The 16,079-nt window shown below is 69.1% G+C and carries 11 protein-coding genes and 1 pseudogene; 8 read left to right on the top strand and 4 right to left on the bottom strand.

All coding sequences use genetic code 11. The features are described from left to right. The first annotated feature begins 40 nt into the window (after positions 1 to 40). The 7 genes and pseudogenes from ggt to RTK35_RS27740 all read left to right on the top strand — a co-directional run bounded on the left by ggt (position 41) and on the right by RTK35_RS27740 (position 10,582). Positions 41 to 1,714 (top strand): gamma-glutamyltransferase, encoded by a 1,674-nt coding sequence (gene ggt / locus RTK35_RS27770; RefSeq protein ID WP_316909491.1) that lies wholly within the window; start codon positions 41 to 43, stop codon positions 1,712 to 1,714. A gap of 60 nt (positions 1,715 to 1,774) precedes the next feature. Continuing rightward, positions 1,775 to 3,668, top strand: a pseudogene (locus RTK35_RS27765) (ATP-binding protein). Further along, positions 3,665 to 4,987, top strand: a complete 1,323-nt coding sequence (locus tag RTK35_RS27760; RefSeq protein ID WP_316909489.1) for a sigma-54 dependent transcriptional regulator — start codon at positions 3,665 to 3,667, stop codon at positions 4,985 to 4,987. The pseudogene RTK35_RS27765 and the gene RTK35_RS27760 overlap by 4 nt, the downstream one beginning before the upstream one ends. A gap of 91 nt (positions 4,988 to 5,078) precedes the next feature. Further along, positions 5,079 to 6,026 carry a hypothetical protein gene (locus RTK35_RS27755; protein ID WP_316909488.1) on the top strand — a complete coding sequence of 316 codons (948 nt, stop codon included), beginning with the start codon at positions 5,079 to 5,081 and terminating at the stop codon, positions 6,024 to 6,026. A 106-nt stretch (positions 6,027 to 6,132) separates the two neighbouring features. Next, a complete protein-coding gene (locus RTK35_RS27750) occupies positions 6,133 to 7,791 on the top strand; it encodes a VRR-NUC domain-containing protein (RefSeq protein ID WP_316909487.1) in 1,659 nt (552 codons plus the stop codon). Next, a complete protein-coding gene (locus RTK35_RS27745; protein WP_316909486.1) occupies positions 7,788 to 10,094 on the top strand; it encodes an ATP-dependent DNA helicase in 2,307 nt (768 codons plus the stop codon). The genes RTK35_RS27750 and RTK35_RS27745 overlap by 4 nt, the downstream gene beginning before the upstream one ends. Next, positions 10,082 to 10,582 carry a DUF3916 domain-containing protein gene (locus RTK35_RS27740; RefSeq protein ID WP_316909485.1) on the top strand — a complete coding sequence of 167 codons (501 nt, stop codon included), beginning with the start codon at positions 10,082 to 10,084 and terminating at the stop codon, positions 10,580 to 10,582. Before RTK35_RS27745 ends, RTK35_RS27740 begins: the two co-directional genes overlap by 13 nt. An 18-nt stretch (positions 10,583 to 10,600) precedes the next feature. Here RTK35_RS27740 and RTK35_RS27735 read toward each other — a convergent pair whose 3' ends face one another. Then, complete coding sequence (locus tag RTK35_RS27735) at positions 10,601 to 11,641, bottom strand: AraC family transcriptional regulator (protein ID WP_316909484.1); 1,041 nt, start codon at positions 11,639 to 11,641, stop codon at positions 10,601 to 10,603. Between the two features lie 243 nt (positions 11,642 to 11,884). On the opposite strand from RTK35_RS27735, the gene RTK35_RS27730 reads away from it, so the two are divergent. Further along, complete coding sequence (locus RTK35_RS27730) at positions 11,885 to 12,829, top strand: transporter (protein ID WP_316909483.1); 945 nt, start codon at positions 11,885 to 11,887, stop codon at positions 12,827 to 12,829. Between the two features lie 119 nt (positions 12,830 to 12,948). Here the strand turns inward: RTK35_RS27730 and RTK35_RS27725 are convergent, their stop codons facing one another. The 3 genes from RTK35_RS27725 to RTK35_RS27715 form a co-directional block, all read right to left on the bottom strand. Next, positions 12,949 to 14,157: a DSD1 family PLP-dependent enzyme gene (locus RTK35_RS27725; protein ID WP_308724765.1), complete on the bottom strand. Its 1,209-nt coding sequence runs from the start codon at positions 14,155 to 14,157 to the stop codon at positions 12,949 to 12,951. An 81-nt stretch (positions 14,158 to 14,238) separates the two neighbouring features. Beyond that, positions 14,239 to 15,570: a D-arabinono-1,4-lactone oxidase gene (locus tag RTK35_RS27720; protein WP_316909533.1), complete on the bottom strand. Its 1,332-nt coding sequence runs from the start codon at positions 15,568 to 15,570 to the stop codon at positions 14,239 to 14,241. Between the two features lie 76 nt (positions 15,571 to 15,646). Further along, a complete protein-coding gene (locus RTK35_RS27715) occupies positions 15,647 to 16,012 on the bottom strand; it encodes a c-type cytochrome (protein WP_044412685.1) in 366 nt (121 codons plus the stop codon). Positions 16,013 to 16,079: the final 67 nt, after the last annotated feature.

The following is a 16,079-nucleotide window of genomic DNA, read 5'->3' as shown; positions in this document are numbered from 1 at the left end:
GGGCCTTTCCCCTCTTCACAACAACAACAGGGAACCCGTCATGCACTCGAAGCGCCTCAGCCCCCTCGCCCTCGGCCTGCTCCTGGCCGCCGCCCACGGCAGCGTCCTCGCCGCACCCCTTGAAGGCGGCGCCGTCGCCGCACCGGACAGCTACGGCGCCCAGGTCGCCGCCGACGTCCTCAAGGCCGGCGGCAACGCCGTGGACGCCGCCGTCGCCACCGCCTTCACCCTGGCCGTCACCTACCCCGAGGCCGGCAACATCGGCGGCGGCGGCTTCATGACGCTGTACATGGACGGCAAACCCTACTTCCTCGACTACCGCGAGATCGCCCCCAAGGCCGCCAGCAAGACCATGTACCTGGACGACAAGGGCGAAGTGATCGAGAACCTCAGCCTGGTCGGCGCCCGTGCCGCCGGCGTACCCGGCACCGTGATGGGCCTGTGGGAGGCCCACCAGCGCTTCGGCAGCAAGCCCTGGAGCGAGCTGATCACCCCCGCCATCGGCTACGCCCGCAACGGCTTCAAGGTCGCCCAGCAGCAGTACCAGTACCGCGAGGACGCCCTCGCCCTGTTCAACGGCAAGACCAACTTCAACGACTACTTCGGCACCCTCAAGCCCGGCCAGACCTTCAAGCAGCCGGAGCTGGCCAGCACCCTCGAACGCATCGCCGCCAACGGTCCGGACGAGTTCTACAAGGGCAAGACCGCCCAGCTGCTGGTCGCCCAGATGAAACAGGACAACGGCCTGATCAGCGCCGAAGACCTGGCCGGCTACCGTGCCAAGTGGCGCGAACCCATGCGCATCGACTGGCAGGGCAACACCCTCTACACCGCCCCGCTGCCCAGCTCCGGCGGCATCGCCCTGGCCCAGCTGATCGGCATCAAGGAAGCCCGCGCCGCCGACTTCAAGGGCGTCGAGCTGAACTCCGCGCGCTACATCCACCTGCTCGCCGAGATCGAGAAGCGCGTGTTCGCCGACCGCGCGGACTACCTGGGCGACCCGGACTTCTCCAAGGTGCCGGTGCAGCAACTGACCGACCCGGCCTACATCGCCCAGCGCGCCCGCGAGGTGAACCCCGGCGCCATCTCCGCCACCGAGAAGGTCCGCCCCGGCCTGGAACCGCACCAGACCACCCACTTCTCCATCGTCGATGCCCAGGGCAACGCCGTCAGCAACACCTACACCCTCAACTGGGACTTCGGCAGCGGCGTGGTGGTCAAGGGCGCCGGCTTCCTGCTCAACGACGAGATGGACGACTTCAGCGCCAAGCCCGGCGTGGCCAACGCCTTTGGCGTGGTCGGCAGCGACGCCAACGCCATCGAACCCGGCAAGCGCATGCTCTCCTCCATGAGCCCGAGCATCGTCACCCGCGATGGCAAGGTCAGCCTGGTGCTCGGCACCCCCGGCGGCTCGCGCATCTTCACCTCGATCTTCCAGGTGCTGAACAACGTCTACGACTTCAAGCTGCCCCTGGAGAGGGCCGTGGCCGCCCAGCGCGTGCATCACCAGCTGCTGCCCAAGGACACGATCTACTACGACGCCCACGCCCCGCTCACCGGGCCGGTGGCCGAGCAGCTCAAGGCCATGGGCTACACCCTGGAGGACCAGGGCTGGAACATGGGCGACATCCAGGCCATCCGCGTCGATGGCAGCACCCTGGAAACCGCTTCCGACCCCCGCGGCCGTGGTGTCGGCCGGGTGGTGAAACACTGACCCAGGCGGCCCGCCGCCGACCGGGCGGCGGGCTGGCACGGCCCGGATGACTATGATGCAATGCCCCACCACCAGCCTCCGTGCCGTCCCGCCCGCCCTCACCGTGAAGCCGCGCCTGCTCCGCCACCTCTCGCTGACCCTCCTGCTGCTCCTGGCCATGCTGGGTGCCGGCTGGGTGGTCTATCACCTCAGCGAACAGGCCGGCATCCGCGCCCTGGCCAGCAACGGCGAACGCCAGCTGGAACTCCACGCCCGCGCCGTGGAGAGCGAGATCAACCGCTACACCTACCTGCCCAGCCTGCTGGAGCTGGAGTCCAGCGTCAGCCACCTGCTGCTCAACCCCACGCCCTACCGGCGCAACCTGGTCAACGACTACCTCGAAGGGCTCAACCGCCGCAGCGGCAGCCGCGCCACCTTCCTGCTCGACACCGAAGGCCGCGTGCTGGCCACCAGCAACTGGCGCGATGCCGACAGCTTCCTCGGAGAAGACCTGGCCTTCCGCGCCTACTACCAGGACGCCATGAAAGGCCTGCCGGGCCGCTTCTACGGCATCGGTAGCACCACCGGCGAAGCCGGCTACTACCTGGCCCACGGCCTGCGCTACCAGCAGCGGATCATCGGCGTCGCCGTGGTCAAGGTGAAGCTGGAGGCCCTGCAGGAGCGCTGGGAAAAGGCCCGCCTGCACGCCTTCGTCAGCGACGAGAACGGCATCATCATCCTCTCCAGCGACCCGGCCCTGCGCATGAAGGCGGTCCGCCCGCTTTCCGCCGACGACCGGGAACGCCTGGCCCGCAGCCTGCAATACCACTGGTCGGCCCTCGACGAATGGCAGCCCAGCGCCCGCCAGGACCTGGGCGAAGGCCTGGAGATCATCAGCTTCCCCAACGGCGAAGGCACCGGCAGCGTCGCCTACCTCTCGCAGGCGCGCCTGCTCAACGACACCCGCTGGCACTTCACCCTGCTCTCGCCCCTGGCCGACCTGCGCCGCGAAGCGGTGATCCACGGCCTGCTCGCCGCTGCCGGGCTGGCCCTGCTGGCCTTCCTCGGCATCGCCTGGAACGAACGGCGCAAGGTCCTCGCCACCCGCCTCGCCGCCCGCGAAGCCCTGCTGGCCGCCAACAACGAACTGGAACGCAAGATCGGCGAGCGCACCCAGGACCTCATCGCCAGCAACCAGCGCCTGATGGACGAGATCCGCGAGCGCAAGCAGACCGAGGAAAACCTGCGCAAGGCCCAGGACGGCCTGGTGCAGGCCGGCAAGCTGGCGGTCATCGGGCAGATGTCCACCAGCATCGCCCACGAACTCAACCAGCCCCTCGCCGCCCTGCGCACCCTCTCCGGCAACACCGTGCGCTTCCTCGCCCGGGGCGCCCTCGACGTGGCCAGCACCAACCTCACCGCCATCAACGAACTGGTGGACCGCATGGGCCGCATCACCGCCAGCCTGCGCGCCTTCGCCCGCCGCGCCGACGACCATGGCCAGGCCTCCCTCGGCAAGGCCGTGGACGCCGCCCTGTTCATCCTCCACACCCGCCTGGAGAAGAGCCCCATCACCCTGTACCGCGCCTGCGCCGAAGCCGAACTGGCCATCGACCAGACGCGCCTGGAGCAAATCCTGGTCAACCTCATCGCCAACGCCCTGGACGCCCTCGCCGGCCACGGCGACGGCCAGATCTGGCTGGAAGGCCGCGACGAACAGGGCCGCTACCGCCTGGAAGTGCGCGACAACGGCCCCGGCATCGCCCCCGACGCCCGCGTGCACCTGTTCGAGCCCTTCTTCACCACCAAGCCCGGCGAGCACGGCCTGGGCCTGGGGCTGACCCTCTCCGCCAGCCTGGCCACCGCCGCCGGCGGCAGCCTCGGCGTGCGCCACCCGGAAGCCGGCGGCACCGCCTTCGAACTGCTCCTGCCCTACGCCGCTCACCGCGAGCCCGCGCCGAGGACCCCGACATGACCGAGCCCCTCACCGTCCTCATCGTCGAAGACGACCCCCACGTGCTGCTGGGCTGCCAGCAGGCGCTGATCCTCGAGGACATCCCCTGCATCGGCGTCGGCAGTGCCGAGGACGCGCTGGCCCAGGTCGGCGCCGACTTCGCCGGCATCGTCATCACCGACATCCGCCTGCCGGGCATCGACGGTCTGGAGCTGCTCAGCCGCCTCAAGGCCCGCGACCGCAGCCTGCCGGTGGTGCTGATCACCGGCCACGGCGACATCAGCATGGCGGTCAACGCCATGCGCGACGGCGCCTACGACTTCATGGAGAAGCCCTTCTCCCCCGAACGCCTGGTGGAGGTCGCCCGCCGCGCCCTGGAGAAACGCAGCCTCGACCGCGAGGTCAGCGCCCTGCGCCGCCAACTGGCCGGGCGCCAGTCCCTGGAGCAGCGCATCATCGGCCGCTCCCCGGCGATCCAGGCACTGCGCGAACTGATCGCCAACGTCGCCGACACCGCCGCCAACGTGCTGATCGAAGGCGAGACCGGCACCGGCAAGGAGCTGGTCGCCCGCTGCCTGCACGACTACAGCCGCCGCCGCGACCACGAGTTCGTCGCCCTCAACTGCGGCGGCCTGCCGGAAAACCTGTTCGACAGCGAGATCTTCGGCCACGAGGCCCACGCCTTCACCGGCGCCGGCAAGCGCCGCATCGGCAAGATCGAGCACGCCAACCAGGGCACCCTGTTCCTCGACGAGATCGAGAGCATGCCCATCAACCTGCAGATCAAGTTCCTCCGTGTGCTGCAAGAGCAGAGCCTGGAGCGCCTGGGCTCGAACCAGCCGATTGCGGTGGACTGCCGGGTGATCGCCGCCACCAAGAGCGACCTGGACGCAGCCGGCAAGGCCGGCAGCTTCCGCAGCGACCTCTACTACCGACTCAACGTGGTGACCCTGGAGCTGCCGCCGCTGCGCGAACGGCGCGAAGACATCCTCATTCTCTTCGAGCACTTCCTGCAGCTCGCTTCCCTGCGCTTCGACCGCCCCGCCCCGCCCCTGGACAACGCCACCGCCTCCAGCCTCATGGCCCACGACTGGCCGGGCAACGTGCGCGAGCTGCGCAACGTCGCCGAGCGCTACGCCCTCGGCCTGCCCGCGCTGAAGAAGAGCGGCCAGGCGCCCGACGGCAATGCCCCGTCCTTCGCCGAAGCGGTGGAAGTCTTCGAGCGCAACCTCATCGGCCAGGCCCTGGAGCGCCACGCCGGCAACATCAGCCAGGCCGCCCTCAGCCTCGGCATGGCCAAGACCACCCTGTTCGACAAGGTCAAGAAGTACGGCCTCTGAATCCGCCGGGCGGGTCGGGTGTGAACCCGATGGCGGCAGGGCCGAACCGTTTTGTGGTCCAATGCCGCCCCTCGTCAGACAAGGACGCACGATGACCACACGGATACTCGCCCTGCCCCTGCTCGCCACCACGCTCCTGCTGGGTGGCTGCGACAGTGATTTCGCCACCCTCACCTTCGAGCGCTCGGTGCGCAAGGCCCCGTTCGGCGACGAACTCCTGCCGGTCTACCGCGAGCAGCTGGAGGCGCTGATGCAGGCACAAGGCATCGACCCGACCCGCATCACCCCACGCATCAAGAACAGCCTGGGCACGGAGCTGGTGCTCAGCGAACCGATCTTTGGCGGCCTGGAACCGGCCCAGAAGACCGCCCTGCAGGCCGCCCTCATGGCCATCGTCGATGCCCGCCAAGCACCGCTGGACATGCACCTGACCCTGCACCCCGACGACATGCCCCCGAGCCTTCCCCGCGCACGGGAAAAAGCCCTCGAACTACCCCGCGAGTACGACGCCCACTTCACCCTCGACGCGGTGTCCCTCAGCGTGGCGTTCGGCATGACCGACCTGGTCAACGCAGCCCTGAAGGGCTCGCTGAACATGCAGAGCGAGGTGATGTGCAACGTCACCGCGCAGTTCGAACCCGCCCTGCCCTTCATCGGCATGAAGGTGCCGGAAGAGGAAGGCCCCTACCGCACCCTGATGGTGAAGGACCTCGCCAGCGCTTACTCCTACGACGAGATCCCGGTGGAGGTGCGTTTCGCCGACCCGGACCTGCAGGCCCTGGTGAGCCAGCAGAAGGTGCAGGTCACCTCGGCCATTACCGACCGCTCGACCCCCTTCCGCAACAAACGCGGCCTGAAGCAGTTCGAGTTCATCATCGGCCCCGTCGGCACCGTCAATCACGAGAACGCCAAGGTGGATTTCTATTCCCACACCGACCTGGCGGTGAAATGCGAGCACCTGGCCGGCGCCCTTGGCCGCCCCTTCAGCTACAAGCTGGGCGACTCGCTGGATCGGCTGGCTTCGGTGGTCTTCTACTGAGGCATGGCGGGGTGGCGGCACGGGCCACCCCACTGATCGAAATCCGGTTGGGCGCCGGCGCGGATAGCTGTATAAATAGCCAGCCATTCGCCCACCCTGTTCCGCCATGCCCAGCGCCCTCGACGACCCGTTCTATTACCTGAACAACTTCCGCACCGTGCTCGACTGGATCGGCTCGCGCTACGACGACCTGCTGCTGGACGAGGAACGCGCCTTCCTCGCCGCCTTCGCCGGGCTGCCGCGCGAAGCCCAGGCGCTGCTGGTGCGCATGGTGATGCGCAAGGGCGAGCGCTTCCGCGAGAGCAAGCTGGTGTACGCCGAGATCGGCCCCACCCGCGAAGCGGTGCGCCCGCTGCTGGCGCTGGGCTGGGTGGATGCAGCGCCCGCGCTGGACCTGGAACAGCTGTTCGCCCTGCTGCGCAAACCGGAGATCGCCGCCTGCTTCGGCGCCGAGCTGGGCCGGGGTGACGCACGCAAGGCCGAGCAACTGGCGCGGCTGCAGCCCCTGTACCCCGAACCGCGCCCCTTCGATGCCTGGTGCCCGACGCTGGACGACCGCGTCTACGCGCTGCGCCTGATGCCCCTGTGCGACCGGCTGCGGCTGATGTTCTTCGGCAACCTGACCCAGGACTGGTCCGAGTTCGTGCTCGCCGACCTGGGCATCCACCAGTACGAGCAGGTGGCGCTGGAAGCCGATGCCCGCGGCTTCCGCCACCGCGACGACGTGGACCTGTACCTGCGCCTGCACCAGTGCCGCGAGCGGCTGGAAGCCGGCGACGCCTGCCCGACCACGCTGCTGGCGGACATCCCCCCGGCCAACGACAACCCCTGGCTGCAAGGCCGGCGCGCGCGGCTGCTGTTCCAGCTCGGCCAGCACTGCGAACGCCTTGGCGAGCTGGACCTGGCCCTGGCCGTCTACCGCGACTGCCCCTGGCCCGGCGCACGCATCCGCCAGCTGCGGGTACTGGAGCGCCTGGAAGCCTTCGAGCAGGCCCATACGCTCGCCCTGGCCCTGGCCGACGCCCCCGGCGACGAGGAAGAGCGCCAACACCTGGCGCGCATCCTCCCGCGCCTGCAGCGCAAGCTCGGCCTGCCCCGCGCCGGCGCCCGCAAGCCGGCACCGGTGGAGCGGCTGGACCTGCACCTGCCGCGCCCCGAGCCGTTCGTCTCGGTGGAGCACAGCGTGCTGGCCCACCTCAGCGACGACGACGGGCCAGTGCACTACGTCGAGAACACGCTGATCAACTCGCTGTTCGGCCTGCTGTGCTGGGAGGCCATCTTCCACCCGCTGCCCGGGGCCTTCTTCCACCCCTTCCATGCCGGCCCGGCCGACCTGCTGGCCCCGGACTTCCATGCCCGGCGCGCCGAGCGCTTCGCCGCCTGCCTGGCCCGGCTGGACGACGGCAGCTGGCGCGACGCCATGCGCCACACCTACCGCACCAAGTACGGCCTGCAATCGCCCTTCGTCTACTGGGGCATGCTGGACGAGCCCCTGCTGGAGCAGGCCCTGCATTGCCTGCCGGCCGACCACCTGAAGCACTGGTTCCGCCGCCTGCTGCAGAACATCAAAGCCAACCGTGCCGGGTTGCCGGACCTGATCCGCTTCTGGCCCGGCCAGGGGCGCTACCAGATGATCGAAGTGAAGGGCCCCGGCGACCGCCTGCAGGACAACCAGCTGCGCTGGCTGGACTTCTGCGCCGAGCACGGCATGCCGGTGAGCGTGTGCTACGTGCAATGGGCCGACACCGAGGCCCTCCCGGCATGAGCTACCGCGTGGCGGTGCGGGCCCTGTGCGAGTTCACCGCCAAGCGCGGCGACCTCGACCTGCGCTTCACCCCCTCCCCCACAGCCCAGGAAGGCATCGCCGGCCACGCCCTGGTGGCGGCCCGGCGGGGCAACGGCTACCAGCGCGAAGTGCCCCTGGCCGGCGCGTTCGGCCCGCTGCAGGTGCGCGGCCGCGCCGACGGCTACGACCCGGCAGGCAACCGCCTGGAAGAAGTGAAGACCCACCGCGGCGACCTGGCCCGCCAGCCCGACAACCACCGTCACCTGCACTGGGCCCAGGTGCGCGTCTACGGCTGGCTGCTGTGCGCCGAACGCGGACTGGACGAGGTGGAGCTGGCCCTGGTCTACCTCGATGTCGCCAGCCAGAAGGAAACCACCTTCACCACCCGCGCCAGCGCCGCCGAACTGCGGGCCTTCTTCGAGACCCAGTGCCAGGCCTTCCTCGCCTGGGCCGAACAGGAGCTGGCCCACCAGGCCCGGCGCGACGATGCCCTGCAGGCCCTGCGCTTTCCCCATGCCAGCTTCCGCCTCGGCCAGCGGGAACTGGCCGAGGCGGTGTACAAGGCCGCCAGCACCGGTTGCTGCCTGATGGCCCAGGCCCCCACCGGCATCGGCAAGACCCTGGCCACCCTGTTTCCGCAGCTCAAGGCCCTGGGCGGCGGGCGCCTGGAGCGCCTGTTCTTCCTCGCCGCCAAGACCCCCGGCCGGCAACTGGCCCTGCACAGCCTGGCGACCCTGCGCGACAGCGTGGACACGTTGCCCGTGCGGGTGCTGGAGCTGACCGCCCGCGACAAAGCCTGCGAACACCCCGGCAGCGCCTGCCACGGCGACGCCTGCCCCCTGGCACGGGGCTTCTACGACCGCCTGCCGGCTGCCCGCGAGGCGGCTGCGGAACGGCGCTGGCTGGACCGCGCCGTCCTGCGCGAGGTGGCCCTGGCCCACAACGTCTGTCCCTATTACCTGGGCCAGGAGATGGCGCGCTGGAGCGACGTCGTGGTGGGGGACTACAACTACTACTTCGACCTCGGCGCCCTGCTCTTCGGCCTTGCCCAGCTCAACCAGTGGCAGGTGGGCGTGCTGGTGGACGAAGCCCACAACCTGGTGGAGCGCGCCCGCGCCATGTACAGCGCCGAGTTGCGCCAGGGCGCGCTGAAGGCCCTGGTCCGCAGCGTGCCCGGCCCGCTGAGGAAGCCCCTGGAGCGGGTGCAGCGCAGCTGGAGCGAGCTGAACAAGGCCCAGTTGACGGATTACCAGGCCTACGACGCCCCCCCGCAGAAGCTGCTGAGCGCGCTGCAGAACGCGGTCACCGCCATCACCGACCACCTGGCGGAACAACCCGGCGCGCCGCTGGACCCGGCGCTGATGACGTTCTACTTCGACGCCCTGCACTTCACCCGCATGGCCGAACTCTTCGACACCCATTCGCTGTTCGACCTGAACACCTACGGCAGCGGCCGCAACCGCCAGTCCACCCTGTGCCTGCGCAACCTGGTGCCGGCCCCCTTCATCGGCCCGCGCCTGGAAGCCAGTCGCTCCACCGTGCTGTTCTCCGCCACCCTCAACCCGCGCCGCTACTACAGCGACCTGCTGGGGGTGCCAGGCAACACGCCGTGGCTGGAGGTGCAATCCCCCTTCACCGCCGAGCAGCTGCAGGTGCGGGTGGCCCAGCGCCTCTCCACCCGCTACCAGCACCGGGCGCAATCCCTGGAGCCCATCGTCGAACTGATGGCCGATCAGTTCTACCAGCGTCCCGGCCATTACCTGGCGTTCTTCAGCAGCTACCAGTACCTGGAACAGGTGGCCACGCTGTTCGCCGAGCGCCACCCCTTCATCCCGGCCTGGAGCCAGTCGCGGAGCATGGGCGAGGCCGAGCGCCTGGCCTTTCTCGAACGCTTCACCGAGGGCGGGCGCGGCATCGGCTTCGCCGTGCTCGGCGGGGCCTTCGGCGAAGGCATCGACCTGCCCGGCGAACGCCTCATCGGCGCCTTCATCGCCACCCTCGGCCTGCCCCAGGTGAACCCGGTGAACGAGCAGTTGAAGCAGCGCATGAGCGCAATCTTCCAGGCCGGCTACGACTACACCTACCTCTACCCGGGTCTGCAGAAAGTGGTGCAGGCCGCCGGCCGGGTGATCCGCACCCAGGGTGATCGGGGCGTGGTGCACCTGATGGACGAGCGCTTCGCCCAACCCGAGATCCGCCGGCTGCTACCCAGCTGGTGGCGGGTGGAGCTGCACGACGCCACGGACGCGGGACAACGGGAGGGATCGGCTTGCGACGGCTGACCACGGGCAACAAGAAACTGCGCGGCATTCCCCGCCGCCTCCGCGCCCTGGAGCGCTGGGCCGCAGGCTTCAGCGGCCAAATGCACCCTCGCAGTCCGGACATGGAGCACTACCAGCACTGGAAGATCCCGGTGCCGGGTGCCCTGGTCCAGGGCCCGCAGGCGCACATCGAGCACCAGGCCTTCTGCGCCCAGCAGTTGCTGGAAGCGGCTGCCCACCTGTCGCGCGCGGCGGACCGCAGCCAGGGCTACTGCCGGGTCGCCTGCATTCTGGTCTGGCCCTGGCTGCACCAGAGCGAGGTGACGGTGTTCTACGACCGCGACTACTACCTGGGTTTCCTCGGGCAGGCCAACGCCCTGGCGCCGCAGCGCCTCAGTGATCGGCTGGCCCTGGTGCTGCCCGAAGGCTTCATCGAACACGGGCAGGACGTGACCCAACCCGATGACGAAGAAGCCGTGCACTGGTGGTGCCTCGGCGAGCCCGCCTAGCGGAGCGGCGGGGCCGCCTCACGGCGCGGCCATCGCCTCGTCACGGCTGGCCGAGGGGCTCTGCCCGGTCCAGCGCTTGAAGGCCCGGCGAAAGCCGCGCACGTCGCTGTAGCCCAGCGCTTCGGCGATGCGCTCGATGGACATATCCGGGTTGCTCAACAGGCTCATGGCCCGCGCCCGGCGCACCTGTTCCAGCAGGGTTTCGAAGGTGATGCCGTGCTCACTCAGGCGCCGGCGCAGGGTCCGGCTGCTCATGTTCAGCCCGTGGGCCACGGCGTCGATGGGGCTGCCCTGGGGCAGGTCGCGGGCGATGGCGCGCTCCACGGTCTGCAGGAGGCTGGCCTTCTGCTGCACCTGGGCGCTTTCCAGCTCCAGCAATTGCAGGGCCTGGCGCAGGGCCACCGGCTGGTGGCCGGGCAGCGTCCTGTCCAGCCAGTGGCTGGCGAACACCATGCGGTTGTGCAGGCAACCGAAGTGCAGGTTCGGCCCCAACAGACGCTGGTACTGCTCGACGTAGGGCGGCGCGCCATGGGTGAACTCGAAGCGCAGGGGCTGGAACTCGGCGCTGGCCAGGGCGCGGTTGTAGACCATCAGGCTGGCGAAGAACTCTTCCACCGCGAACACCTGCACATCGGCAAAGGGCAGTTGGCATGCCACCTCCACGAAGCTCTCGGCGGCCCCCTCGTGCAGGCTGTAGACGGCCATGCTGCCAGCGGTGTGCTGGAAGCGCAGGCCCACCTCGAAGGCGTCGCGCAGGGTCTTGCACAGCGACAGCACGTGGCCGAGCAGGCCGAGAGTACCGAGCACGTTGCGGTGCCCCACCCACAGCCCCAGCCCCCCTTCCGGGAAGGCCGCGAGGGCGCGCTGGATCAGGGTCGCCGCCTGGCGGTAGGAGATGCGCTGGGCCGGGTCCTGGAGGTCATCGGGGGTGAAGCCCAGGCCACGGCACAGGCGTTCGCTGCTGATGCCCCGGTCGCTCACCACCTCTGCCAGGGTCTGCAGCAGGAAGGGTGAAACCTGGGCCAGGTCGTACTGGGCGTCGAGGGGCGTGAGGGTCATGGCAGGCACATCCGAAGCCGGCGCCTGAGGGTTCTTGTTGTGGGGCCAGGCGCGCAGGGTGGCCATCATAACGCGTTCGGTATCGACCCAAGAGGGGTTGTAACAGCGTATTGCAGCCTGGCCTTCAATGCCCCCTGCCTGTCCGGCAATGCCCTGCTCCGCCAGGCCGCCAGCGCTTATTCCTATGGCGCCGCCCGAGGGGCCCTCCGGCGGCGTCCACACACAATAACAATGAGCACCCCCATGAACCCGAACCGTGCCACCTGGCTGCTTCCCCCTGCAGCCGCCCTCGCCATCGCCCTGCCACTGGCCGCCAAGGCCACCGAGAACGGTGTCGACAACATCGGCCCCGGCACCGATGGCTTCTTCGTCCTGCCGCTGGACGTGAACAGCCTTCCGGACCACATGTTCGCCTTCAACCTCTACTACAACCACTACGAGTCGAAGAAGCTGGACATCAGCTCCCTGGGCGGCAAGGTGCCGGAGGTGAAGATCACCTCCGACGCGATCATCCCGCGCCTGGACTACCTCAGCCCGCTGCGGCTGCTGGGCGGCCGGGTCGGTGGCTACGTGGCGCAGCCGTACATGCGCCAGCAGGTGGCGCTGTTCGGCCAAGAGAGCCGCCGCGAAGCCCAGGGCGACACCACCATCGCGCCGCTGATTCTCTGGGACATGGGCAAGGACCTGACCCTGGGCGCCGCCCTGGAGATCACCCTGCCCACCGGCAGCTACGACGCCGCGCGGCCGGCCAACACCGGCAACAACTTCGTCACCTACAAGCCGCTGCTCTCGGCCACCTGGCAGCCCAGCGAGCGCACCGAGCTGTCGGTCAAGGCCACCTACAGCTTCAACAAGGAGAACCCGGACACCGACTACCAGTCCGGCCAGCTGTTCCACTTCGACTACTCCACCAGCTACCGGGTGACCGACAACCTGCGCCTGGGCCTGAACGGCTACTACGTGAAGCAGACCACCGACGACAAGCAGTTCGGCCGTACGGTGACATTCATGGGCGAGGACGTGGACGACGGCGTGCGCGGGCAGGTCTTCGCCATCGGCCCGGCGGTGCACCTGACCTTCCTCAAGTACGCCAGCGTGGAGATGCGCTGGGCCAAGGAGTTCGCCGTGGAGAACCGCCCGGAAGGCGAGATGCTCTGGGCCAAACTGAATCTGCCGTTCAGCCTCTGAACCTTCCCGGAACGCAGAACCCCAGGCAATGGCCTGGGGTTCTCTCAGTCAGTTGGCGCCGACCGCAGGAGCGAGCGCTGCTCGCAAAGCGCTTCACCCAGGGGTGGCTGACCCCGCGCTCAGCTGTACACCGGCCACTGCTCGACGATGCGCCCGTCACGCACCGCCAGCAGGTCGCCGAACTGCAGGAGGATGGATTCGGACTGGGTCGGCCGCAGGAACACCTGGTCATCCACGGACAGGCCGACAGCATGGGAGCCGTTGATCATTTCCTGGTTGGAGCTGCGCCCGTAGAGGCCGTTGAACTGCAGGCCCTTGGGCGACTCCGGCTCGGCCATCCAGTTGCCGCCGTAGATGAAGAAGGTCTCGCGCTGGTTCGGGTCCCACCAGGAGAACAGCGCCGACTTGCCGTCCAGCGCCGGGATGCGCACCGCGCCGGTACTCTTGAGCACCGGGGTGGCGATGTAGGCCGCCGGCTGGTGCTCCTCCAGGGAGGGCAGGTCGTAGTGGGTGGGCTTGAGCAGTGCCGAGCCCACCGAGACCTCGCTGCTGGTGCGCTCGCGCTCGTGCATGCGGTAGCTGGGGCTGCCGGCGGTGTTCAGGGTCAGGTCCGGGCGCCACAGCGTGGGGTGCCGGGTGCGGGCGTAGTCGACGAAGCCGTCGTACAGCGTCATCACCTTGGCGAAGAGCGCCTCGGGCGAGCCGAGGATGCCGGGCACGCCCATGCCGACGAAGGGGTCGTAGCCCATGAAGCCGGCGAACTCCAGGTGCTGCGGGTTGGCGCCGACCAGCTCGAGCATCCGCCCGAGGCCGGCCGTGTCCTGCACGCCGCCCCGGTGCAGCCCCACGTCCAGTTCGATGTTGATGCGCATGCGGATGTTCAGGGCCTTGGCCAGCGCCAGGTACTGCGCCAGTCGCTCGGGGGTGTCGAGCAGCCACTGCAGCTGCCGGGCCGGGTCGAACGGACCGCGATGGGCCTCGTAGAACAGCTGCGCCGCACGCACCGGCAGGGGCTTGCCGAGCAGGATGTCCGACTCGGGGAAGCGTTCGGCGTCGTGGTTGAGGAAGGGCTGGTGGAACGACATCAGCCGCTGGGTGCCGGCACGCTTGGCGATGTAGTCCAGCAGTTGTGGCGACGGCAGGGACTTCTCCACCAGTCGAAGCGACTTGCCGGCACGGCGCACCGACTGCATCACCACGTCGATGTTGTGGTCCAGCCGGTCGAGGTCGATCAGCATCACCGGGTGCATCGGCCCCTGGGCCTTCAGCTCGCGGTTCAGGCGGGCGAAGTAATCGCTGTACGGGGCGCCCTTGTCGGCCGGCCGCAGCCAGGCGCCGACACCGGCGAGTAGTACGCCGGCACCGGCCGTGCCGACGAGGAATTTGCGACGGTTCATGGCTTCTCCTTGTTATCCGGCCACGCCGAGGATTGAGGACAGGTGCGCATTGAGGAACTTGCCGCTCGGGTCCAGCGCCTGGCGCACCTCGGTGAATTCCTTCCAGCGCGGGTAGAGCGCCTGCAGGGTGCGCGCGTTGAGCGTGTGCAGCTTGCCCCAATGCGGCCGGCCGGCGTACTTCCAGAAGATCGGTTCGACGGCGGCGAAGAAGTTGTGGTGGTCCATGCTGTAGTGCTGGTGCACGGAGATGGAGCAGCTGTCGCGGCCCTCGAACATGCTCAGGGGGATGTCGTCGGCCTTCACGTAGCGGTACTCGATGGGGAACCAGGTGCGCAGGTCCTTGTCGCGGATCAGCGCGAGGATCTCCCGCAGGCAGGCCGGGCCATGCTCGGCGGGCACCGAGTACTCCATCTCGTTGAAGCGCACGTTGCGCACGTTGGCGTAGATCTCGTGGGAGTCGCCGACCCGGTCGTCGAAGCTGGCGATGTGGCGCAGGCTGTTGAGCAGCGCGCGGCGCGCGGCGGGGAAGTCGCTGCCGTACTTGTCGAGGTTCTCGATGATCTTCACGAAGCCGTTGCCACCCTCCTCCTCCGGGTCCAGCGGCGGCGTCGCCGGGTCGGTGGTCTCGTTGAGGGCGACGGACAGCGCGTAGTCGGAATGGGTGATCACCAGCATCTCCCAGTGCTGGTTGTCGCGGGTGAGGTTGCCCACGTCCTCCAGCAGTTCCTCGGTGCTGGCGATCCACTGCCTCTCGCGCAGGCGATAGGCCTCGCGGTTCTGCAGGCGCACCCGCGTCGCCACGCCCAGGGCACCCAGGGACACCCGCGCGGCGTTGAACACCTCGGGGTGGCGCTGGGCGTCGCAGTCCAGCACCTCGCCGCTGGCGGTCACCAGTTGCAGGCCGGTGACCTGTGAGGAATAGGAGCCGAAGCCGACGCCGGTGCCGTGGGTAGAGGTGGCGATTGCCCCGGCCAGGGTCTGGTAGTCGATGTCGGCCATGTTCGGCAACGCCTGGCCAACCGCCTGCAGCGCCGGCCCCATGAGGGACATCGGCGTGCCGGCGGCGAACTCCGCCTGCAGGGTGGCCGGGTCGTGGGCGAGCAGGCCGTTGAAGTAGGCCAGCGACACCAGGGTGCCGTCAGTGGGCACCAGGGCGCTGAAGGAGTGGGCCGAGCCCACCGGGCGGACCTTGCCTTCGGCCTGGCGGATGAGCTGGACCAGCTCGTCCAGGCTCTGCGGGGCGAGGCGTGCCTGGGGCAGGCAGCTCTGCCCGCCGGACCAGTTGCGCCAGGGGATCAGCCGGGGCGCACGGGCCAGTTCCGCCAGCGCCGGGGTGCAGGCCAGCGCGGTGAAGGCGCCGGTGACGCCGGCCCGCTGCAGCAGCTGGCGTCGGGTGAGGTTCATAGCCATGGAGGACGCCTTATTCGAGGTGCTGACCGGACATGAAGGAAATCAGCGCGAGGAACTGTTCTTCCGAGCACTGCATGCACATGCCCATCGGCGGCATGCCCTTGAAGCCATTGATGCTGTGGTCCAGCAGGCTGTCGGTGCCCTGAGCGACACGCGGCGCCCAGGCGGCGGCGTCACCGCTCTGCGGCGCCCCGGAGGCGGGGTTGGCGTGGCACAGCTTGCAGCTGGTGTCGTAGACCTTGGCCAGGGCCGGGTCGGCCGGCGCCAGGGTAGCGGCGTTCTGCGGCGCGGCCGGCTTGGCCTCCTCGCCACAGCCGCCGAGCAGCCCGGCCAGGGCCAGCAGGGCGGGAATCAGCAGGTTCGCGGGTTTCGGCATCGCACTCCCCTCTTCTACCGCGCCCCGGCGGGGCACGGCGCTTGTTGTGGTGGGTAGCGCGCCACGT

Source organism: Pseudomonas sp. zfem003, assembly GCF_032621675.1.
In the GTDB taxonomy this organism is placed as follows: Bacteria; Pseudomonadota; Gammaproteobacteria; order Pseudomonadales; family Pseudomonadaceae; genus Metapseudomonas; species Metapseudomonas otitidis.
Note: the sequence above shows the minus strand (reverse complement) of the source record. Positions and strands in the feature narration are given on the sequence as shown.